Raw genomic sequence first — 21,891 nt, 5'->3', positions numbered from 1 at the left:
GGGGGCGCGGGGGGGGGGGGGGGGGGCGAGGGGGGGGGGGGGGGGGGGGGGGCGGCCCGCCGCCCGCCCACCTGGCCCGGTCAGTAGCGCGGCTTGCGGGTCAGGGCGATGCCGCCGAGCAGGAAGGCCACACCGAGCACGCCGGCGATGACGGCGTCGGTGGTCTGCGCGGGCTTGTGGCTGGCGTCCATGACCGCGGTGACCAGGCCGGCCACGGCGCTGATGTAGCAGAAGATCGTGATGAAGATCTTCAGGTTGGGGTTCATCCGATGCCTTTCGTCGAGCGGTGCGGGTGGTGGTGCGGGGGCCCTCAGCGGGCGGCCCGCGGTCCGCGGCCCGCGGGTGCGGTCGCGGCGGCGGTGAGGCCGAGCAGCATCACCCAGGCGTCGGGGTCCGACCGGAAGCGGTTCCAGCGGTCCGCCGCGAGGGCGAGTTCGGCCAGCGAGAGGACGCCCCGGGCCACCAGCGGCTCCAGCCGCTGCGGGCCGAGCTGCGGGGCGAAGGCGTCCGTGGGGTGGTCGTCGTTGGTGGTGGCGAAGGGCCGCAGCACGACGTCATCGAAACCGGCGGCGCGCAGCAGTCGGGGCAGTCGCCGGCCGATCGCGCGGTCGCCGCCCGCCGTCCGCTGGGCGGCGGCCATCTTGGCGTGCACGCCCGCGAGTTCGGGGTAGGACGGGTCGGCGGCGCCCCAGCAGGCGGAGTCGACCTCGGTGCAGGCGACCCGCCCGCCGGGCCGGAGCACCCGCCGGACCTCGGCGAGCACCGCCGCCGGGTCGGGCACGTGCTGGAGGACGTACCGGAGCAGCACGAAGTCCACGCTGCCGTCCTCCAGCGGCAGGTCGGCGCCGTCCGCGACGAGCAGGGTGACGCCGGGGCCGGCCGCCCGGGCCAGCAGCTCGGCGTCGATGTCGGCGGCGACCAGGGCGGTGTCGTCGGGCAGGGCGGCCCGCAGCCGGCGGGTGACCGCGCCGGGGCCGGCGCCGAGTTCGAGCACGGTGCCGCCGGGGACGGCGATGCCGAGCTCGCGCAGCAGGTGCAGCTCCTCGGCGAAGGAGAGCGCGGCCTGCGCCTCCAGCCGGTCGAGTTCGGCGGCCAGCCCGCCGCCGGTGGTGCGGGCCGGGTCGTAGGAGCCGCCGACCGGGCGGTCCGGGGTGGTGGGAGCGGGGGCGGTCATCGGGGCCTCGCGATCATCGTCATGCCGTTCTTCGGACGGAGCGTCACCAGGGCCTCCGGCTCGACCGCGAGGCCGTCGACGACCTCCAGGCGGACCGACTGCAGCAGGGTGGCCAGCACCAGGACGGCCTCCAGCAGCGCGAAGTGCTGGCCGACGCAGATCCGGTCGCCGCCGCCGAACGGCAGGTAGAGGTGGCTGGGGAAGGACGCGCCGTCGAAGCGGTCCGGGCGGAACTCCTCGGGCGCGTCCCAGTGGTCGGGGTGCCGGTGCAGCACCCACTGGCTGACGCAGACGAGCGTGCCGGGCTCCACCCGGTAGCCGCCGATCACGTCGGGGCCGATCGCGCGCCGGGAGATCAGCCAGACCGGCGGGTAGAGCCGCATCGCCTCCTGGACGGCCCGCCGGCAGGCCGGCAGGTCGGGCAGGTCGGCGGCGGTCGGCGGGCGGCCGCCGAGCACCCGGTCGATCTCCTCGCGGACCCTGGCCGCCTCCTCGGGGTGGCGGTCGAGGAGGTAGAGCGTCCAGCTGAGCGACTTGGCGGTGGTCTCGTGGCCGGCCATGACGATGGTCAGCACCTGGTCGCGGAGGTCCTCGTCGGAGACCAGGTGGTCGCCGGACATCATGGTGTCGAGCAGGTTCCCCGCCCCGCCGTCGGTGCCCCCGACGGCGTCGCCGCCGGAGACCGGGCAGCCGGCCGCCCGCCGGGAGGCGATCAGGGTGCGGGTCACCGTGTTGAGGAAGACCCGCGCCCGGCTGAAGGCGGCGTAGCGCTGCGCGGTGTCGGCCGGGTCCGGGTCCGGGTCGGGCACGTAGTGGCCGATGCACCGGTTGACGGCGTCGACGGCGCGGCCGAAGCCCTCGCCGATCCCGTCGATGTCGGCGCCGAGGATCGCGTGCGTGAGGATGCCGAGGGTCAGCGCGGTGAGGTGGTCGTCCACGGCGATCGGGCTGCCCGCCTCGACGGACGGGCGCCAGCGCTCCAGCAGCGCCGTGGTGGCCTCGGTGACGATGCCGTCGAAGCTCCGCACCGAGCTGGGGCGGAAGGCGGGCGCGGTGAGCCGGCGCTGGCGGGCCCAGTCGGCGCCGTTGCTGGTGAGCAGGCCGTTGCCGAGCAGCGGACGCAGCATGGCGTCGTCCGGGGTGTCCTGCTTGGTGTAGTTGGCGCCGTTGTCCTTGAGGACGTGCCGGGCGTACTCGGGCCGGTTCAGCAGGTAGACGGTGTCCCCGCCGGCCCGGTGGCGGGTGATGTCGCCGTAGGTACGGGCCAGGTCGGTGATGAAGGCGAGCGGTGCCTCGCGCATCACCGCCATGTCGATCTCCTCCGGCGGACCGGGCGGCAGCGGCAGCCCGGAGCGGTCGGAGCCCGGGGTGCGCGGGCCCGGGTGCGTAGGCGCGGTTCGGACCACGTCCGTGTGTCCCTTCGGGTCGGCTGCGGCGGCGTACGCGGATGCGTAGGCCCGGCGCGATACGCAGAAGGAATTCGCCGAATACGTACGCATCCTGCCGCCGTACGTATTCGGATGCGTATTCCGATGCGTATTCCCATACGCATTCCTGCCATCTCGCCGCCCGAAATCTACCGCACGCCCCCGACGTGCTCAATACTTACTCTCGGCACCGGAACTGACGTCTTGGCAGGCCATTTCCCGGCATGTCATCGTTCATTTGTCGGCAGCGCAGCAAGGCGCCGCCGGTGAAGTCCGGAACCGAGAAAAGGAAAAGTCTTATGGCTTTGGACCAGCGGAAGCGGGCCGAGTTCGTCAACGGCTACACCCGCGCCCTGATCAGCGCCTGGTCGAGCGAGGAGTACGCGGCCCGTCTTCGGACGGACGCCCGTGCCGCGCTCGCCGAGGCCGGCCTGGAGCTCCCGGCCGACGCCGAGATCGTGATCGTCAACACCGCCGCCGAGGGCGAGCAGGAGGGCAACCTGGAGGTCCAGGTCGAGCTCTTCGAGATCGGCCTCGCGACCGGTCGTTACGAGTTCCACATCCCGGAGACCCCGCAGATCGACACCGCCGAGCTCAGCGAGGGCGACCTGTCGGACATCGCGGCCGGCGGCAACTCCTGCTGCTGCCCGTGCTGCTGCTGCACCTGATCCCACCGATCAACCTGATCACCACCTAGGAGCGATCCAAGTGGCTACCGCCGTCGGGGAGAACCCCGTCTCCGTCCGCGGCCTTCGCAAGAGTTACGGCGACTGGCACGCGGTACAGGGTCTGGATTTGGACATTCACGCAGGCGAGGTCTTCGCCCTGCTCGGGCCGAACGGCGCGGGCAAGACGACGACCGTCGAGATCCTGGAGGGTGTCCGGCAGCGAACCGGCGGTGACGTGCGGGTCCTCGGCCACGACCCGGCCGAGGACCGGCGCGAGTGGCGCGCCAGGATCGGGGTCGTCCCCCAGACCACCGGCGCGTACAACGACCTGACGGTGCGCGAGGTCGTGGAGCACTTCGCGGCGTTCTACCCGGCGCCGCTCCCGGTCGGCCAGGTCATCGACATGGTCGGACTGGGCAAGCACGAGAAGAAGCAGAGCACCGACCTCTCCGGAGGCCAGGCCCGCCGGCTCGACGTCGCCGTCGGCATCGTCGGCGACCCCGACCTGATTTTCCTGGACGAACCCACCACCGGGTTGGACCCGGTGGCCCGCCGGGAGGCCTGGGACCTGGTCCGCTGGTTCTCCGAGCGCGGCCGCACCACCGTGCTCACCACGCACTACCTCGACGAGGCCGAGGCGCTCGCCCAGCGCGCCGCGGTGATCGTCGCCGGACGGGTGGTCCAGTACGGGCCGCTCGCCGACTTCGGCGACCGCGCGAAGACTCCGACCACGGTCTCCTTCCGGACACCGCCGGAGCTCGCGCACCGCCTGCTGCCGCACCTGCCGCACGGCGCCGAGGCCGAACCGGCCACCGCCGACGGCCTGCTGCGGATCCGCACCCACACCCCCACCGCACTGCTGTCCGTGCTGGTGCCGTGGGCCCGCGAGGCGGGCGTCGCCGAACTGCCCGAACTGCGGGTGCACCGCCCCACCCTGGAGGACGTCTACCTGGACCTCATCCGGCAGAACATCGGCGGCACCGACCGCGGTACCGACCCCGTCGACGGCGCCGAGGAGGGCACCCGATGACTCTCGCAGAGGCCTCCCCGAACTCCCCGGCGCAGGCCGCCCCGGCCGGGGGCGCGGCCCGCGAGCCGCGCCGCACCGCGCCGATGCCGGGCGTCTGGCGGGCCGGCATGGCCCGCTCCCGGGTCGAACTGCGGGCGTTCTTCCGCAACAAGCAGTCCCTGGTCTTCACCCTGATGTTCCCGGTGATCCTGCTGGTCGTCTTCGGCTCGATCTTCTCCGGCAAGGTGGCCGGCACCGACACCGACCTCAAGCAGGTGTTCATGGCCGGCATCATCGCCGCCGGCGTGATGAGCACCTCCTTCTCGGGCCTCGCCATCAACGTCGCCATCGAGCGGGACACCGGCACCGTCCGCCGGCTCGCCATGACCCCGATGCCCAAGTCCGCGTACTTCGTCGGCAAGCTCGTCCGGGTCGTGGTCACCACCGTGCTGGAGACGGCGCTGCTGCTCGGCATCGCGCTCACCCTGTTCGGGCTGCCGCTGCCGAGCACCGCCGAGCGCTGGGCCACCCTCGGCTGGGACCTCGCCCTGGGCACGGTCGCCTGCGCGATGGCCGGCGCCGCCTACTCCGCGGCCATCCCCAACAGCCGCTCCGCGGCGGCCGTGGTCACCCCGGTCTTCATGGTGCTGCAGTTCATCTCCGGCGTGTTCTTCCCGTTCGGCCAGCTGCCGCACTGGATGCAGACCACCGCCGCGTTCTTCCCCGTCAAGTGGATGGCGCAGGGCTTCCGTTCGGTGTTCCTGCCGGACTCCTTCCAGGCCGTCGAACCCGCCGGGAACTGGGAGCTCGGGCACATCGCCCTCGTCCTCGCGCTGTGGACGCTGGGCGGCCTCGTCCTCACCGCCATGACCTTCCGCTGGCGCGGCCCCCGGGTCCGCTGACGGCACGCCGGCCGGGTCCCCGCGGGACCCGGCCGCGCACCACCGAGCACGCCCACCGACAGTCAGGAGTCGCCCCGATGACCACGGCGCCGGTGCGGCTGCCCGAGCACCTGATCCACCCGTTCGCCCCCGCCGGGCGGCCCGACCCGTACCCGGCCTACCGGTGGCTGCGGGCCAACGACCCGGTGCACCACGACACCGCCTCCGGCTTCTGGCTGGTCACCGGGCACGCCGACTGCGCGACCGTGCTCCGCGACCCCCGGCTGTCCGCCGCCCGCGGACAGCGGGAACGCGCCCGCGAGGACGCCCTCCCGCCGTCGATGCTCACCACCGACCCGCCCGACCACCACCGGCTGCGGGCCCCCGGCGCGCTGCTGCTCGGCCCGGCCGCCGTCCGCTCCGTCGCCGACGGCATCGCCGCCGACACCGACGCCCTGCTCGACCGGCTCGCGGCGGCCCCCGGCCGGCCGGACGCCGTCGCCGACATCGGCCGCCCGCTCGCCACCGCCGTCTTCGCCCGGCTCTTCGGCCTGCCCGACGGCGAACTCACCCGCTTCGAGACGCTCGCCCGGGCCGCCTCCGCCAACCTCGACCCGATGGCCCCGCCCGCGCGGGCCGCCCTCGGCCGCACCGCCGCCACCGCCCTCGGCCGCTACCTCGACGCCCACACCGTCCGGCTGACCGCCCAGGGCGCCGACGTGCCGCTCGCCGCGCTCGCCGCGGACACCCGGCTCACCCGGCCCGAGATGCTCGGCATCCTCAACCTCGCGGTGGTCGGCGGCTGGCAGCCGCTCGCCGAGTTCGTCGGTAACGCGCTGCACTCGCTGCTGCCCGACCGGGCGGCCGTCCGCCGCCTCGCCGCCGCCGACGACGACCTCGCCCGCCTCGCCGTGGACGAGCTGCTCCGGCTGGAGGCGCCGATCCCGTTCACCGCCCGGGTCGCCACCGCACCCGTGCCGCTGACCGGCGGCACCCTGCCCGCCGGCGCCCGGGTGCTCGCCGTCATCGCCGCCGCCAACCGCGACCCGGACGTCTTCGAGGACCCCGACACCCTGCGGCTCGACCGCCACCCCAACCCGCACCTCGCCTTCGGCGGCGGCCCGCACTTCTGCCTCGCCGCCCAGCTGGTCCGCCAGGCCGGCGCACTGCTGCTGCCCCGGCTGGTCCGCCGCTTCCCCGCGCTGCGCGGCCCCGACGGCCCCGCCGCCTGGGACCTCACCCTGGTGCCGCGCAGGCTGCGCGCCTACCCGGTCGACCTCTGCCCCGCCGGGGAGGCCCGATGAGCACCGACGTCGTCGTGGTCGGCGCCGGCGCCGCCGGCCTGGCCGCCGCCCGCCGGCTGCACCGGGCCGGGCTCACCGTCACCGTCCACGAGGCCCGCGACCGGGTCGGCGGCCGCATCCGCACCCACCGGCCCGCCGACGGCGGCCCGCCGCTGGAGCTCGGGGCCCAGGTGGTGCACGGCGACCGCAACCCCGTGCACACCCTCGTCGGCACCGGCAACACCGCCGCCGTCCCGCGCCGGATCACCGCCCGGATCGTCGAGGACGGCACCGACCGCCCGATGGACGTCCTCGGCCGCGGCCGCCGCGCCCCCTGGCTGCTCGAAGCCGCCCTGCACACCGACCCCGGCCCGGCCGGCCTGTCCGTCGACGGCTGGCTCACCGCCCGCGGCAGCACCGGCGCCGAACGCCGCGCCGCCGAGGAGTGGTTCCGGCAGAACTGGGCCGCCGACCCCGCCCTCATCGGCACCCGCGGCATCGCCGCCGCCCACCGCGGCGAGCACGTCGGCGACGGCGAGTACGCCGTCCGCGGCGGCTTCGACCGGCTGCCCCGGCTGCTCGCCGAAGGCCTGGACGTCAGGCTCGGCGACCCCGTCCACGAACTCCACTGCGCCGACGGCCGGGTGACCGCCCGCACCGCCGCCGGCCGTACCACCGCCGCTGCCGCCGTCGTCACCGTGCCCCCGGCCGTCCTCACCGCCGGCAGGCTCCGTCTCACCGGCCTGCCCGCCGAGGAACTCGCCGCCAGGACCGCGGCCGCCGCCCGGCTGCCGCTCGGCGACGGCTACTGCCTGGTCGCCGTGCTGGACCGGCCCGCGCCCGCCACCGCGATCGTCCTCGACACCGACGGCACCGGCGGCTTCCTCCGCTGCGCCGAGGGCCGCCCCGAGGTGCTGTTCGTCGCCAAGGCCGCCGCCGCCGACCGGCTGCGCACCGCCGCCGCCGACCCCGCCGCACTCACCGCCCTGCTCGCCACCGCCCTGCCCTGGACGGCCGGCGCCGCGGTGCTGGACACCGAGACGGCCGACTGGGGCCGCGACCCCTACGCCGGCGGCGCGTTCACCGCCCCCTCGGCCACCGCCGGCGACGCCGCCCGGCAGTGGGCCGAACCCCTCGCCGGAGCGATCTTCTTCGCCGGCGAGGCCACCGTCACCGGCCACCGGCTGCCCTGGGTCCAGGGCGCCCTGGCGAGCGGCGAACGGGCCGCCGAGGAACTGATCGAGGCACTGGCGAAACGATGACCATGGAACAGACGACCGCGCACCACGGCTGGTACCTGCTGGCCTTCCGCTCCGAACTCACCGACGACATCACCCCGCTCGCCGTCGGCGGCCACCGCCTCATCGCCGTCAAGGAGGGCGACCGCGTCCGCGTCCTGGACGCCACCTGCCCGCACCGCGGCGCCCACCTGGGCTTCGGCGGCCGGCGCGAGGGCGACTGCGTGGTCTGCCCCTTCCACGGCAAGCGGATCGCCCTCGGCGACCCCGACAAGCACTGGTCGGTCGCCGAGCACACCGTCCTCGCCTGGGGCGACGCCCTCTTCGTCCGGCTCTCCGACGACCCCGACGGCGACCGCGGCTTCGAACAGGCCGTCAAGGGCTGGGCCGACACCTACCCGCTCGTCGAGGCCGTCGGCCTGCAGGTCGACGTCCACCCCGCGTACGTCGTCGAGAACGCCTTCGACCCCGACCACTTCAAGGCCGTGCACGGCGTGCCCGGCACCCGCGGCATGGCCGCCCGCACCGGCGACAGCGGCGAACTCGTCATCGAGGGCGAATTCCTCATGCAGACGTCGCCCTGGCAGGACGCCCGCCGGCTCGAAGAGATCCGCTGGCAGGCGATCCGCACCCGTACCGTCCGCTGGGACTACCGGCCCCGCTTCCTCGCCCGCGCCTTCAGCCCCTCCGTCGTCGTCACCGAATTCGGCCCGCCGGAAGAACTCCACGTCATCGTCACCGGCTCCGTCCCCGCCCCCGGCGGCGGCTGCACCGCCCGCGTCGCCATCGGCGTCCGCACGGACCAGCAGGCCGCCCTGCCCGCCCTCGTCGGCGGCAGCCGCAAGGCCCTCGAAGAGGACAAGGTCGTCTGGGAGAACCTCGACCCGCACGCCGTGCCCCGGTACGACGCCCGCGACGAACCCGTCCTCGCCTTCCGCGCCTTCTGCGCCGACTTCGCCACCCGGACGGCCCCGGGCGGTGCCCGATGACCGGCCCGCACGGCCTCCACCTGCACACCGAGGGCAGCGGACCCGCCGTGCTCTGGCTGCACGGCTACACCATGGACTCCACCGTCTGGCAGCCGCTCTGGCGGCTGCTGCCCGGCCACACCCACATCGGCGTCGACCTGCCCGGACACGGCCGCTCCGCACCGCTCACCCCCGGCCTCACCCTGCCCGAACTCGCCGCACAGCTCGCCGACATCGCCCGGGAGACCGGCGCCCGACGCGTCGTGGCACTCTCCTTCGGCTCCACCTCGGCCCTGCAACTCGCCCTCCAGGAACCGGACCTGGTCGAGAGGCTGGTGCTCGCCGCACCGACCCTGGCGGGCACCCCCAACGAGGACTCCGCCCGGCTCCGGTACCGCCAGCTGATGATGCTGCACCGGCTCACCGGCCCCGGCGAACAACTCGCCGACCTGTGGATGCAGTCCCCGCCCGACATCTTCACCGGCACCCTGCGGCACCCCGCCCTCCGGGCGTCCCTGCGGGCCGTCGTCGCCCGCCACGGCTGGGCCGAACTCGGCAACCGGGCCATGGACGCCCTCACCGCCCACCGGCACACCCCGGACGACCTGCGGCGGATCACCGCCCGCACCCTGGTCGTCGTCGGCGACGAGGACATGCCGGCGTTCGTCCGCAACGGCGAACTCCTCCGGGACACCCTCACGGACGCCCGCCTCCTCACCCTCCCCGAAACCGGCCACCTCCCCCTCCTCGAACGCCCCGAGACCCTCGCCCCCACCCTCGCCCAGCACCTCGCCTGAGGAGAGAAACCCACAGGGGCGCGGGGAACTGCGGAGGGCACCACCAGGGGCGCGGGGAACTGCGCAGTCCGGGATCGGGCATCGTGACGAATTCGGGCCGAGCCCTGGTTCGTACGGTGAGCCCCATCCGGACCGCGCAGTTCTCCCCCAGCCTTCGGCCGGGAGGTACCCCCACGCGCCCCTGATTTCGTGTCTCCCTACTCCGCCGGCCGCGGAGGCCGGTCGCAGAGGCGGGTTTCGACGCGGGCTCCCGGGCTGACGGGCAGCTTCGCGGCCCAGTGCAGCGCATCCTCCTCGGAGGCGACGTCGACGATCCACAGGCCGCCGAGTTCCAGGACGCCGGCGGCTGCGCGTTCCTCGCCCTCGGCGGCGGTGGGGCGGGCGAGTTTGGCGCCGTAGACGATCCGGACGCCGGCTTCGGCGAGTTCCCGGCCGAAGGCGCGGTTGGCGGTGAACCGTTCCTCGCGTTCGGCGGGTGTCATGGCGTCCCAGTCGGTCTCCTGGCCGAAGACCAGCAGTGCGTACTCCATCTCCGTCCTTCCCGGTTCACATCTGGCGGCTGGCGAGGCGGGCGAACAGGCCGTCCCGGTCGGCGAGCAGTTCTTCGTAGCGGCCCTGCTGGACGACCCGGCCCTGGTCCATGACGATGATGCGGTCGGCCTCGGCCACGGTGGAGAGCCGGTGGGCGATGACCACGCGGGTGGCGTTGAGCCGGCGGGTGGATTCGGTGACGAGGCGCTGGGTGGGGTTGTCGAGGGCGCTGGTGGCTTCGTCGAAGAAGACGATGCGGGGACGCGAGACCAGAGCGCGGGCGATCATGAGGCGTTGCCGCTGGCCGCCGCTGAGGGTGCTGGTGCCTTCGGAGAGCACGGTGTTCATGCCCATGGGCATGGCCGCGATGTCCTTGTCGATGCCGGCCATCTCGGCGGCGGCCCAGGCGTCGTCGAGGGTGTGGTTGGTGGAGCCGACGATGTTGGCCTTGATGTCGCCGGCGAGCAGTGCGCCGTGCTGCAGGACGACGCCGCACTGGCGGCGGACGGCGGAGACCTCGAGTTCGCCGAGGTCCTGTCCGTCGTAGAGGACGGTGCCGCTCTCCGGCTTCTCGAAGCCGAGGAGGAGCCGCAGCACGGTCGACTTGCCGCTGCCGGACGGGCCGACGATGGCGACGAACTCGCCGGGCTCGATGCCGAGGGTGACGTCCTGGAGGGCGGCGGGGCCGTCCTGGCCGTAGCGGAAGGTGACGTGGCTGAGCCCGATCCGGCCGGACAGGTCGCCGGGGTCGGCCTTGGAGTCGTCGACCTCGGGCCTGGCCTCCAGGATCGGCCGGAGCCGTTCCAGCATCGGCACGACGCCCATGGCGGTGACGGCGGCGGAGGTGAACTGCAGGCTGGAGGCGATCAGCAGGTTGAAGGCGGTGAAGAAGGAGAGGAAGACCGGCACGGGCACGCTGCCGTCGAGCGGTCCGGCGATGACGCCGAAGACGACCACCGAACAGACCAGCGGGAAACCGGCGTTGAAGGTGGTGACGGCGTTCTGCACCCGGCGCGAGTAGGCGGCCAGGCCTCGGCCGCGGCCGAACTCGCCGGCCCAGACGCCGAACACCCGGTCCTCGGCGGCGGTGACCCGCAGTTTGGGCACGGCGGTGAGCAGTTGGAAGACCCGCGAGGACATCGCCTGCTCGTGCGCGTACAGCTTGCGCTGCCAGCGGACCTCCACCCGGCCGGCGACCAGGCCGAAGCCGACGCCGACCAGGACGAGGGCGGTCGCGAGGCCGGCCAGCCGCAGGTCGTAGAAGTAGACCAGGACGAGGTTGGCGAGGCCGGTGAACAGGCCGAGGGTGGCCGTGGTCATCATCCCGGAGAGGGTCTCCTGGGCGGCGCTCACGCCGAGGACGGTGGTGCCGAGTTCGCCGGTGGAGTACGAGGAGAAGAACGAGGCGGGCAGCGAGAGCAGTCGCGTCCAGACGCCGACCTGCATGGCCGCGGTGGAGCGGCTCTCGATCCGCAGCACGGCGATGTTCTGGACGACGGAGAGCGCGGCGACGGCCATCGCGGAGCCGATCACCACGACCGCGCCCTCGGTGATGAGGTTGCGCTGGGCGTGCGCGACGAAGGTGCCGAGCACCTCGCCGGTCATCACCGGGACGAGCAGGCCGACGACTGCGACCAGGGCGGCCATCAGCGAGAACATCCACAGGTCGCGGCGGTTGTTGCGGAGCCCGAAGCGGAGCAGTCCGCCGACGCTGCGCACGCTCGCCGGCAGCGGCCGGTACAGCACGGTGGCCTTGTTCTGCAGTTCGGCGGCGAGCGCGGGGGTGAGCGGGGTGACGGTGCCCTGGTCGGCGAGCACGTACCGGCCGCCGACCGGCAGCAGGGCGACCGCCCTGCCGGTCTTGCGGTAGCCGACCATCGGGCCGAGGTCCTGCCGCCACCAGCGGCCGTCCAGCCGGACGGAGCGGGTGCGCACCCCGGAGGCCAGGGCGATGGCCTGCAGGTCGTCGAGGTTGCGGTCGTGGCCGTTGCCGGCGACCGGCGGGCGCACGGTGAAGCCCTGCTGGGCGGCGACCAGCCGGGTGGCGGCGAGGGTCGGCGGGTCGCCAGCGGCGTCGGCGATCCGCAGCCGCGAGGAGGTGTCGCGGACGACCGTCTCGAAGCCGCGGGCGGAGTGCGCGAGGGTGCCGGCGTCGCGCTCCCGGCGGGCGGCGATCAGTTCGGTCTCGGCGGTGCGCCGGGCCTCGATCCGGCGGTCGACGGCGGCGAGCAGCCGTCCGCAGTGCACCACCAGCCGCTCCCACAGCACGCCCCGGTCGAGCAGTTCGCGCGACGAGCGGGCGCGGACGGTGGCCGGGCCGGGGGCGACCAGCCAGTCCCGTTCGGTGAGGCAGACCCAGGCGCCGGGGCCGAGTGCGGCGGTGTCGTCGCCGGCCGTGTCGCCGGGCAGGTCGACGCCGCCCTCCTCGACGCACACCCACTGGACGCCGTCCACCGAGCGCAGTGCCTGGCCCTTCTTGAGGGCGGTCGGGCCGTCGGTGGCGAGCGGGGTGAAGTCGCGCGGCGGCAGGGTGTCGCGCAGCGCGCCGGCCAGGGCGGTGATGCCGCCGGCCAGTCCGGCGAGGAACTGGTCGACGGCCCGCTGCTGTTCGGCCTCGGGCAGGGCCCGGACGGCGGCGCCGGCCGGGGTGCCGCACTCCCGGCCGCGGGCGGACAGCCCCTCGACCCGGGCGGTGGGCAGGAAGGCGACCTCGGCGCCGAGCACCGGCCGGGCGGCGATGCCGTGGGCGGAGCCCTCGGGTGCGCCGGGCAGCAGGGTGCCGGCCTCGACCCGGCACAGGAAGTGCCAGCGGCCGACGGGCCCGCGGTCGGTGAGCTTGACGGCGAACAGGTCGACGGCGCCGGTCTGGACGAGGAGCATCCGGCTCGGGTCGTCGAGCACCAGGACGCGGTCGGCCCGCGGGTCGACCGGTTCGGCCGCGGCGGTGAAGAAGTCGGCGAAGGCCCGTGGTGCCGTGGTCGGTTCCGTGGGGGCCGGGGCGGTGGTCACAGCTCGTCCTCCTCCTCGCGCCGGGCGGACTCGATGAGCGCGGTGTAGTGCCCGCCGAGCGCCAACAGCTCGTCGTGGGTGCCGCGTTCGACGATCTCCCCCTGCTCCAGCACGATGATCTCGTCGGCGTCGCGGACCGTGGAGAGCCGGTGCGCGATGGTCAGGCAGGCGCAGCCGCGCCGCCGCAGGTTGTCCATGATCACGCGCTCGGTCTCCGGGTCGAGCGCGCTGGTGGCCTCGTCCAGCACCAGCAGGGTCGGCCGGCCGGCGAGGGCGCGGGCGAGCTCCAGCCGCTGGCGCTGGCCGCCGCTGAAGTTGCGGCCGCCCTCCAGGACGGGGCTGTGCACGCCGCCGGGCCTGGTCATCACGGTGTCGAAGACGGCGGCGTCGTGCAGCGCGGCGGTGACGGCGTCGTCGGGGACGTCGTCGTTCCACAGCGTCAGGTTGTCGCGGACGGTGCCCTCGAAGAGCGAGATGTCCTGGTCGACGTAGGCGAGCGAGGCGGCGAGCACGGTCCGGGAGATCTCCTCGCGGGGGCGGCCGTCCAGCAGGACGCGGCCCTCCCACGGGGTGTAGAGGCCGGTGAGCAGCCGTCCCAGGGTGGACTTGCCGCTGCCGGAGCCGCCGACCACCGCGATCCGGCGGCCGGGGACGACGGTCAGGTTCAGGTCCTTGATCACCGGCTCGGAGAGCGGGCTGTAGCCGAAGGTGACGTGCTCGAAAACGAGTTCGCCCTCCAGCTTGGCGCCGGGCGGCGGCTCGGGGGCGGCGAAGCAGGCCGCCACCGGGTACCGCTCCACGTCGTAGAGCCGCTTGATGTCGGCGGTGACGTCCTGCAGCCGGCCGCCCAGGTTGGTGAGTTGGGCGACGGGGCGGCTGAGCGCGGCGAGCAGGGTCTGGAAGGAGACCAGCAGACCGACGCTCATCGCGCCGTCGACCACGCGCTGGCCGCCGACCAGCAGGATCAGGCCGCTGTTGAGGGCGGCCAGCATCGGCGGCACCACCGTCAGCACGGCGCTGGGGATGCCCAGCTTCTGCTTGGCGGTGTCCACCTTGGCGAGGAAGCCCGCCCAGCGGCTGAAGGCGTCCGGCTCGGCGCCGGTGGCCTTGACCGTCTCGATCAGCGAGAGCGTGGTGAAGGTGGTGGCGGTCAGGTTGCCGCGGTCGGTGCGCAGCGCGGCGACCGCGTCGGTGCGCGAGCGGGCCACCGCCTGCAGCACCACCACGTTGAGCAGCGCCATGCCGACGCCGACCACGCCCAGCAGGACGTCGTAGCGGACGAGCACCGCGGCGTAGAACAGCACCAGGCCGAGGTTGATGACGGTCAGTGCGACGTCGCGGGAGAGGATCTCGGCGACCACGTCGTTGCCGGCCACCCGCTTGGCGACCTCGGCCGGCCGCCGCTGCAGGAAGAAGTCCACCGGCAGCCGCAGCAGGTGGCGGAAGAACCGGGCCGAGCTGACCATGCCCATCCGGATCTCCAGCCGCAGCAGGTAGTGCCGCTGGACGGAGGTGAGCACGAAGACGGCGAGCGCGGTGGTGGTCATGGCGGCCAGCAGCGGCAGGAGGTAGCCGCTGCCGCTGCCGGCCAGGACCCGGTCGATGAAGACCCGGGTGTACGCGGGCACCGCGATGCCGGGCACCACCAGCAGCAGGCTGGCCAGCAGCACCAGCGGCATGGCGCGTCCGGAGGGCAGCCGCCGCTCCAGCAGGGCGCGGCCGACGCCGCCGCGGCTGCCGCCGGGGACGAAGTCGGGGCCCTTCTCGAAGGACAGCACGATCCCGGTGAACCCGGAGTCAAACTCCTCCCACTCCATCAGCCGCGGCCCGCTGGCCGGGTCGTTGACGGCGACGACGGTGCGCCCGTAGCGGGTGCGCACCCCCTCGACGACCATGAAGTGCTGGAAGGCCCAGAAGATGATGACCGGGCCGGTGAGGTCCTTCAGCCGGTCGGCCTCGGTCTGGTAGCCGCGGGCGGTGAGCCCGTAGGTGCGGGCCGCGGAGAGCAGCGTGGAGGCCCGGGCGCCGTCCCGGGAGACGCCGCAGACGCCGCGCAGGTCCTCCAGCGGGACGTGCCGCCCGTGGTAGGCGAGGATCATCGCCAGGCTGGCGGCGCCGCACTCCACGGACTCCATCTGCAGCACCGTGGGCACGGCGTACCGCCAGCGGCGCGGGGTGCGCTGCCGGTCGGCGCGGGGCGGACGCCGCCCGGGCCGGCGCCGGTGGCGGCGCTCCTCGGGCGGTGCGGGGGCGGCCCCCGGGACGGTGGTCGTCATCGCGCGCCCCCTCAGCGGCCGAGGATCAGGTTGAACGGGGTCTGCCGGCCGACGTTGATCGTGGCGGTGACCGAGACCTGGGTGGTCAGCGGCATCGGCGGGCCGCTCTGCGAGGTCCAGGCGAAGCCCGTCCGGGTGGCCGCGTCGGGCACCAGGTCGACCACGACCAGCCGCGGCGGCGAGCCGTCCAGGTAGCGCTGCGCGGCGAGGTCGCCGCCGACCAGGCCGGAGACGGCCTCCCGGGTCAGCGCGTACGGGCTGACCGAGCTGACCGTGCCGCGCAGCAGGCCGAAGGCACCGGCCGGGGCGGTGGACACCGACAGGTCGACGTCCATGCCGGGGGCGAGCGCGGTGGCCCGGGCGGCCGGCACGAAGACCATGGCGACCATCCGGTCCTGCGCGGTGTCGGTGCGCTCGACCGAGGCGATCGGCGCACCGGGCGCGACGACCTGGCCGTCCGTCACGGACAGGCCGACGACGTGACCGCCGAACGGGCTGGTCACCTCGCGGCTGTGCCCCTCGGCGTCCTCGATGCGCACCACGGTCTGGCCGAGCCGCACCTGGTCGGCGGGCCGGGTCAGCACCGAGCGGACCATCCCGGCGAACGGGCTCTGGATCAGCGCGGTGCCGCTCGGGCGGGTGAGCAGGCCGGGGGCGTCCACGGTGATCGGGATCCGGCCGGCGAAGGTCCACAGGACGGCGGCGCTCATGGTGATCAGCACGACGAACAGCGCGACCCAGCCCCGCGGTGCCGCCAGCAGGGTCGGCGAGTCCAACTCGTCCGGCTCCCGCATCCGCTGCAGGGCCTTGAAACGGAACTTCACCGGCCCACCCCCCTCGTGTCCGTCATCTCTTGGTCTCTCTCCTGGGCACGCCGACGTCGGTGCGGAGCGTGCCGGGCCTGCTGCCGAGGATCAGTTCGCCGACCGTGCCCTCGGTGAAGAAGTCGATGCCGCTCGCGGTCGCGAAGTCGCCGGCGTCGCCGCCGCCGAGGCCGCAGACCGCGAGGTCCATGGCGGTGCCGACCAGGTAGAGCGTCTGGTAGAGCGCACCCACGTGCTTGAGGATCAGCGGGTAGGCGACCGTCTCGTACTTCCACATCACCCGGCCGAAGCGGGCGGTGACCAGCAGGACCACCTGCGGGTCCGCCTTCATCAGGGCGGCCTCGCGGGCGTTCGCGACCAGCGCCGCGGTGGCCGGGGACGGCTCGGCGACCAGCTCCAGCTCGTGCCGGTCGGTGGCGTAGTGCCACAGTCCGGGCCGCAGCCCCGCGCAGTTGGTCACCAGCGGGTAGACCTCCAGCTCGTGGACGGCCCCGCCGCTCGGGTACGGCCGGTCGGCGAGCTCCTGACCGTCCCCGCCGGTGAAGGTCTGCCGGCGGCGCATCGCCCGGTAGAGCAGCTCGCCGAGCCGGTCCGCGGTCAGCGGCGCCCCGTCGTCGTGCTCGCGGACGGAACGCCGCTCCTCCAGCACCTCGGTGAACGGCCGGTCCGCCCGGGCCGCCGCCGCTAGGTCCGGGACGGCCAGCGCGACCTTCTCGCCGGGGAACGGCGGCGGCGAGGCCGGCTCGGGCCCGAACCGGTCGCCGAAGCGGTAGGTGCCGCCGTAGCCGGCCGAGGCGGTCGGCCGCCGGGTCCGGGAGTGGAAGGCGAGGTCGGCGGCGGCCCACTGGGCGAACCGCTGCTCGTCCGCCTCCGGCTCCTGCCCCGGCGCGCCGTAGGCCAGCAGCCCGGCGGCGGCGAACAGCCGCAGGGTCTGCCGGACGGCCTCCAGCGGCAGTTCCCCGGGCAGCCGGGCGAGCCCGGCCGGGGTCGTCCAGTCGGCGAGCGCGGCCAGCAGCCCGGCGGCCCGCGGACCGAGCTCGACGGCGAGCGGGCTGCCCGGCGAGCGGACCAGCAGCGCGCCGTCCTCGGGCGCCGCGGACGCGAACCGGGAGAGCTTGACCTGCCCGGTCGGGTCCGGGGTCGGCCCGGGCTCGGCCGCGCCGCGGCCGATCGGCCGCAGCCGGGCCAGCGGCTCCTCGCCGTCCTCCGCGGCCAGGTGCACCGCGTGCTCCAGCAGGCCGGCCAGGCCGAGCCGGCGCCGGGTCAGCTGCCAGCGCATCAGCCCGGCGTCGCCGTCCCGGCCGGCCACCAGGGCGGCCAGCTCCTCCTCCGTCCGCTCGCCGGCGGCCAGCGCGGCCACCGCCTCGCGGGCGCCGGCCAGCAGGTCGGGCAGGTCGAGGGCGCCCACCGGGGCGGTGAGCCGCAGACCGCGGGCCCCGGACGGGGCGGCCGAGGCGTCGCGGCGCAGCCGCACCCGGCGGACGGCGCGGGCGCCGGCGACCTGCCCGGCGGGTTCGAGAACTGTGGTCATGGTGTGCCCCTGCGGCCTAGAAGAAGACGTTCTTCGGGTTGAGCTGCTCCTCGGCGTGCGGGGCGGCGAGCGCGCCCTGCCGCACCGGCACGTCGTACAGCCGGCCCGGGGCGAGGCGGCGCCAGAAGTGCCGCATGCCGGGGGCGATCACCTTGACCACGCTGAGGTCGAGGTCGGGGCGGCTCTGGTCGAGCACGATGACCTCGATGCCGCAGGCGCGGGCCCGCTCCACGCAGTCCCGGACGTGGTCGGCGAGGTCGTCACCGGCCGGCGGGGTGAAGTCGCCGAGGGCGGTGGGCCGCAGGCCCTCGCCGGGCAGCAGCCACGGCTCGGCGGCGACCGTCGCCGTCCTGCACCACTCCAGGGTCTCCAGGTCGTCGGTGCGGTAGAGGGTGGCCCCGTTCTCGTCCCGGCGGTCGACGAACGGCAGGAACTGGTTGACCTCGGTGAGCGCGCGGATCGCGGCGATCCGGGCGTCCGGGTGGGCGCCGAAGCCGACCATCACGTCCTCGACCTCGTGCCGGCGGCGGGAGATCGCCGCGAAGGTCGGCACCCCCAGGTCGGAGGTGAGGTCGAGCACCCACAGGTCGCGGTCGACGGAGTCGTAGAAGGCGCGCATCGTCGCCACGTACGGGTCGTTCAGCGAGTCCAGGTCGAACTCCGGGCGCGGCAGCCGGTTGTACCACCACAGGGCGACGGCGTCCCGCTCGACGACCTCGCAGAAGCCCTGCAGGATCGCCTCCTCCAGGGTGTTGCCGCTGGCGCAGCCGTTGGAGTCGCCGACGCAGTAGAAGTGCTCGGCGAGGTCCGGGTGGCCGTACCAGGCGTAGCCGGAGGGGATCAGCCGCTCGCTGTCGTGGGTGAGCGACCAGGCGCGCGACCAGTCGAGTTCGGCGTCGACCGGGAAGGGGTCCGGCACCAGGTGCAGCCGGTGCGTCGGGACGGCGTTCCACTCGGCGCGGCCCGCGAACTGGGCCTCGGAGAACAGCAGCAGGTCGTCCATGTGGACGGCGACCGCCGGGTCGAGGTCCCGGTAGGCGGCCCGGACGACCGGCTCCTCGCCGCGCCACACCGCCGAGTAGCGCTCGATGGCCTCGCAGACGGCGCTGACCTTGGCCTGGATCTCCGAGCGGCCCTTGCCGCCGCTCTGGCCGCGCATGTTGCGGCGCAGCAGGTCCATGTTGTCGTTCACCATGGCGAAGTTGTGGCCGGCGGTGAAGCTGTAGGTGATGCCGTTGCCGGTGTCCTCGTGCGCGCCCAGCCGGGTGATCGCGCCGAGCTGCGGGCTGATGTGGTGCTTCAGCCGGTCGTAGGTGAACTCCGGCGCCTGGATCCGGTACCCGCCGTCCGTGGTGTGCCGGGCCGGGCTCGGCGACAGCACCACCTTGGGGCTGCGCTCGGCGATCAGGCCCGGGTCGCCGCAGCTCGGGCACTGCGGCTGCCGGACGAGGACGTGCTCGGTGGTCTGCAGGGTCCCCAGGTCGAGGCTGACCATCCGGCCGTCGAGCGCGGCGGAGCCGCCGGTGGCGAGGATCCGGCCGGCCTCGGCGGCGAGCAGCTGGCCGAGCAGGGCCGGGCCGGCGGGGATCGCCGAGCGCACCGGGTGCAGCGGGGCGGACTCGCCGCGCTTGCCGGCCAGGTACCGCTGGACCTGCCGGTTGCCGCTGATCCGCTGGGCGATGCAGGTCCAGCAGCCGGTGCTGCCGGGGCGCAGCAGCGGGCCGAGCCAGGGGCTGGTGCCGGTCGGGCGGGCCAGCAGCCAGGGCCGGCCGTCGGCGAGCCGGGCGGTGTTGATCCGGCCGAGCGCCGGGTCGAGGTAGTCGTCGGTCAGCGCGACCACCAGGGCGTCCCCGCCGGCGGCGATCGCCTCGTCCTCGCCGGCGGCCCTGGCGCGCAGGCCGGTCGCGGCGAGCGCGTCCACCACAGGAGCCGGGTCGGTGGCGCCGAGCGCCACCACCAGCAGCTCGGTGGCCGCGGCGGCGGCGAGCACCGCGGCCGGGTCGACGCCCTGGGCGTCCCAGTGGGCGAGCGCCTCCTCCGGCAGGTCCGGGCGGCCCTCGGCGAGGTGCCCGGCGGCCTCGTAGCGGCGCAGCGCGGTCAGCGCCTGGCCCAGCGGCACCGAGGCGCCGAGCTCCCCGAGGATCTCGGCGACGGTGCGCCGGCCGTCCAGCAGCGGCAGCAGCCGTACCGCGGCCGCGCCCGGGACGATGTAGTCCTGGCCGTCGCCGATCAGGAAGACCTTGTCGTCCACCACGTCGCTCAGAAAATGCGCCTTGAGCCGCGGACGCTCCATGTGCATCCCCCGTTTTCCCGTGAGTACCTGCCGCCGCACATTGCCGGGGCGACCCTGCCGGTTCATTCGAACATGTCGTCAAAACGGCTGTACATACTGCAAATTAGTGTCCGGTACGGAATTACGCATCCCCGGCGATTGCGTATTCCGTTCCGTCGGTACGTAGCCGTGTACGTATGCCGCCGCCCGCGTTGACAGCCCCTCGGGCGCAGGGATACTGGTGTGCTTGCGGACCACCGGCCCGGCACGGGCGGGGCCGCGGCGCACGGGGGGAAGCATGTCGGCGGGGAGTCTGCTGCACCGGGAACGCGAACTGGCCGATCTGGCCGAGGCCGTGGCGCAGGCGGGGGCCGGCAGCCCGGCCGTGGTGCTGATCCGCGGCCCGCGCGGCATCGGCAAGACCGCGCTGTTGCGCGCGGCCCTCGCCCGGGTGCCCGGCGAGGCGGTCGTGCTGCGTGCCCGCTGCCACGACAACGAGCGCGATTTCCCGTACGGCGTCGTCCGCCAGCTTTTTGACCCGTTCATGTCAGTATCGGGTGCCGTGCCGCAACCGGAATTCGCCGCGGAATCACCCGGCAGAATCCTCGCCGGAGCACTTCCGGACACCGCCGACGGGAGTTCGGCCGGCGGAGCGGACGCATCCGGCGACGGGGGGGCCGGAAACGGGCGGCGGCAGGTCCTCGACAGCCTTTTCCACGCGGCCAGGTCGCTCACCAGCCGCACCCCGGTCGTCATGGCCATCGACGACCTGCACCTCGCCGACGACGCCTCCCGGCAGTGGTTCTCCTACCTCGCCCGCCGCCTCGACGGCCTCCCCGTCGCCCTGCTGGCCACCACCGCCGACGAGGCCGCCGACCCGCTCACCGCCGAACTCGGCGTCCTCGGCCACGCCCGGACGGTCGCCCCCGGGCCGCTCTGCGACAGCTGCACCGCCGAACGGCTCGCCGAGGAGTTCGCCGGCCCGGTCGACCCCGAACTCGCCGCCGTCTGCCACGACCTGTCCCGCGGCAACCCCCTGGTGCTCGGCGAACTCACCGCCCGCCTGCTCGCCGACCGGACCTCCCCCGGCTCGCCCGACTTCGACGCCGTCCTGCGCACCGGCGCCGCCACCCTCGCCGACACCACCCTCAGCTGGCTGCGCGGCACCCACCCGCGGGCGATGGAACTGCTCACCGGCCTCGCCGTGCTCGGCCCCGCCGCCGACCTCGCCACCGCCGCGCTGCTCATGGGCCAGGGCGACCTGCTCGCCGACGAGGCCCGCGAAGCACTGCGCCGCACCGACCTGGTCGACCCCGGACCGCCGGAGGGCTTCCGGCACGAGATCGTCCGCACCGCCGTGCTCGCCCGCACCGACCCCGCCGTCCTGGTCGCCCTGCACCAGCGGGCCGCCGCGCTGCTGGTACGCCTCGGCGCGCCCGCCGTCCGCACCGCCGAACACCTGATGTCCTCCGGCGCCACCGGCCAGGACTGGGCACTGCCGGTGCTCCGCACCGCAGCCCGGGAGGCCGCCGCGGCCGGCCACTGGGACGACGCCGCCCGCTACCTGCAGCGCGCCCTCGCCGAGGCCCGCGACGAGGACCTCGTCCGCGCCCTCACCGGCCAGCTCGGCACCGTCGAACTCCACCGGGACGTCGCCGCCGGCGCCCGCTACGCGGCCGGCCTCGGCGCGGTCGCCCCGGCCGCCGAACGCGCCGCCCTGCTCGCCCCCTTCGCCAACCCGCTGCTCGCCCTCGGACCGGCCGGCGCCGACATCCCGTTCGCGGAGACCGCGGCCGCCCTCGCCGCCGCGGGCGAAACCGCCCCCGAACTGCCCGCGCTCACCGCACAGGCCCTGCTCGCCGGCCGGCACGCCGCCCTGCGGCCCGCCGTCGAGGCCCTGCGCGCCGGCGGCGGCGAGGCGGACCGCACGGCACTCACGGCCGCCCTGGCCGCGGCCACCGCCGCCGGCGGCCGGGCACCCCGTCGGGCCGTCCGGCTCGCCG

Annotated in this window: 17 protein-coding genes; 8 read left to right on the top strand and 9 right to left on the bottom strand. The window is 74.8% G+C overall.

Going from position 1 to position 21,891, the window contains the following annotated elements; all coding sequences use genetic code 11:
- Positions 1-80: 80 nt before the first annotated feature.
- From ABD353_RS34830 to ABD353_RS34820, 3 genes are read right to left on the bottom strand one after another with little or no spacing between them, the layout of a single operon-like run.
- Positions 81-266 carry a hypothetical protein gene (locus tag ABD353_RS34830; protein WP_030271341.1) on the bottom strand — a complete coding sequence of 62 codons (186 nt, stop codon included), beginning with the start codon at positions 264-266 and terminating at the stop codon, positions 81-83.
- A 44-nt stretch (positions 267-310) separates the two neighbouring features.
- Complete coding sequence (locus ABD353_RS34825) at positions 311-1,174, bottom strand: methyltransferase domain-containing protein (RefSeq protein WP_344627714.1); 864 nt, start codon at positions 1,172-1,174, stop codon at positions 311-313.
- Positions 1,171-2,580, bottom strand: a complete 1,410-nt coding sequence (locus tag ABD353_RS34820) for a cytochrome P450 (RefSeq protein ID WP_344627713.1) — start codon at positions 2,578-2,580, stop codon at positions 1,171-1,173. The genes ABD353_RS34825 and ABD353_RS34820 overlap by 4 nt, the downstream gene beginning before the upstream one ends.
- 320 nt (positions 2,581-2,900) lie before the next feature.
- Here ABD353_RS34820 and ABD353_RS34815 point away from each other — a divergent pair, with 320 nt between their 5' ends.
- The 7 genes from ABD353_RS34815 (at position 2,901) to ABD353_RS34785 (ending at position 9,445) form a co-directional block, all read left to right on the top strand.
- Positions 2,901-3,269, top strand: a complete 369-nt coding sequence (locus ABD353_RS34815; RefSeq protein ID WP_234443622.1) for a hypothetical protein — start codon at positions 2,901-2,903, stop codon at positions 3,267-3,269.
- A gap of 127 nt (positions 3,270-3,396) precedes the next feature.
- Positions 3,397-4,299 (top strand): ABC transporter ATP-binding protein, encoded by a 903-nt coding sequence (locus tag ABD353_RS34810; protein ID WP_234443623.1) that lies wholly within the window; start codon positions 3,397-3,399, stop codon positions 4,297-4,299.
- A complete protein-coding gene (locus ABD353_RS34805; protein WP_344627712.1) occupies positions 4,296-5,180 on the top strand; it encodes an ABC transporter permease in 885 nt (294 codons plus the stop codon). The genes ABD353_RS34810 and ABD353_RS34805 overlap by 4 nt, the downstream gene beginning before the upstream one ends.
- Before the next feature lie 77 nt (positions 5,181-5,257).
- Positions 5,258-6,463 (top strand): cytochrome P450, encoded by a 1,206-nt coding sequence (locus ABD353_RS34800; protein WP_344627711.1) that lies wholly within the window; start codon positions 5,258-5,260, stop codon positions 6,461-6,463.
- The gene (locus tag ABD353_RS34795; RefSeq protein WP_344627710.1) at positions 6,460-7,704 is read left to right on the top strand and encodes a flavin monoamine oxidase family protein; all 1,245 of its coding nucleotides are present in this window, start codon (positions 6,460-6,462) and stop codon (positions 7,702-7,704) included. Before ABD353_RS34800 ends, ABD353_RS34795 begins: the two co-directional genes overlap by 4 nt.
- A gap of 2 nt (positions 7,705-7,706) precedes the next feature.
- Positions 7,707-8,669, top strand: coding sequence for a Rieske 2Fe-2S domain-containing protein (locus ABD353_RS34790; RefSeq protein WP_344627709.1), 963 nt, complete (start codon positions 7,707-7,709; stop codon positions 8,667-8,669).
- Entirely contained in the window at positions 8,666-9,445 is a 780-nt protein-coding gene (locus ABD353_RS34785) for an alpha/beta fold hydrolase (RefSeq protein ID WP_344627708.1), read from the top strand. Before ABD353_RS34790 ends, ABD353_RS34785 begins: the two co-directional genes overlap by 4 nt.
- 197 nt (positions 9,446-9,642) lie before the next feature.
- On the opposite strand, the gene ABD353_RS34780 is transcribed toward ABD353_RS34785, so the two are convergent.
- The 6 genes from ABD353_RS34780 to ABD353_RS34755 are packed head-to-tail and all read right to left on the bottom strand — an operon-like array spanning position 9,643 to position 19,909.
- A complete protein-coding gene (locus ABD353_RS34780; RefSeq protein ID WP_344627707.1) occupies positions 9,643-9,975 on the bottom strand; it encodes a YciI family protein in 333 nt (110 codons plus the stop codon).
- 16 nt (positions 9,976-9,991) lie between these two features.
- Positions 9,992-12,985 carry an NHLP bacteriocin export ABC transporter permease/ATPase subunit gene (locus ABD353_RS34775; protein ID WP_344627706.1) on the bottom strand — a complete coding sequence of 998 codons (2,994 nt, stop codon included), beginning with the start codon at positions 12,983-12,985 and terminating at the stop codon, positions 9,992-9,994.
- Positions 12,982-15,261 carry an NHLP family bacteriocin export ABC transporter peptidase/permease/ATPase subunit gene (locus ABD353_RS34770; protein WP_344627705.1) on the bottom strand — a complete coding sequence of 760 codons (2,280 nt, stop codon included), beginning with the start codon at positions 15,259-15,261 and terminating at the stop codon, positions 12,982-12,984. Before ABD353_RS34770 ends, ABD353_RS34775 begins: the two co-directional genes overlap by 4 nt.
- Positions 15,262-15,272: 11 nt before the next feature.
- Positions 15,273-16,085, bottom strand: a complete 813-nt coding sequence (locus ABD353_RS34765; RefSeq protein ID WP_344627704.1) for an HlyD family efflux transporter periplasmic adaptor subunit — start codon at positions 16,083-16,085, stop codon at positions 15,273-15,275.
- Between the two features lie 22 nt (positions 16,086-16,107).
- The gene (locus tag ABD353_RS34760) at positions 16,108-17,616 is read right to left on the bottom strand and encodes a SagB family peptide dehydrogenase (protein WP_344627703.1); all 1,509 of its coding nucleotides are present in this window, start codon (positions 17,614-17,616) and stop codon (positions 16,108-16,110) included.
- A gap of 16 nt (positions 17,617-17,632) precedes the next feature.
- Positions 17,633-19,909 carry a TOMM precursor leader peptide-binding protein gene (locus tag ABD353_RS34755; protein ID WP_344627702.1) on the bottom strand — a complete coding sequence of 759 codons (2,277 nt, stop codon included), beginning with the start codon at positions 19,907-19,909 and terminating at the stop codon, positions 17,633-17,635.
- A 277-nt stretch (positions 19,910-20,186) separates the two neighbouring features.
- Between ABD353_RS34755 and ABD353_RS34750 the strand changes: the two genes are divergently transcribed.
- Positions 20,187-21,891 (top strand): AAA family ATPase (locus ABD353_RS34750; RefSeq protein WP_344627701.1); only part of this gene is annotated, 1,705 nt, incomplete at its 3' end.

The sequence above is a fragment of the Kitasatospora arboriphila genome (assembly GCF_039528095.1).
Taxonomy (GTDB): Bacteria; Actinomycetota; Actinomycetes; order Streptomycetales; family Streptomycetaceae; genus Kitasatospora; species Kitasatospora arboriphila.
This window is presented reverse-complemented; position numbering and strand designations above follow the sequence as displayed.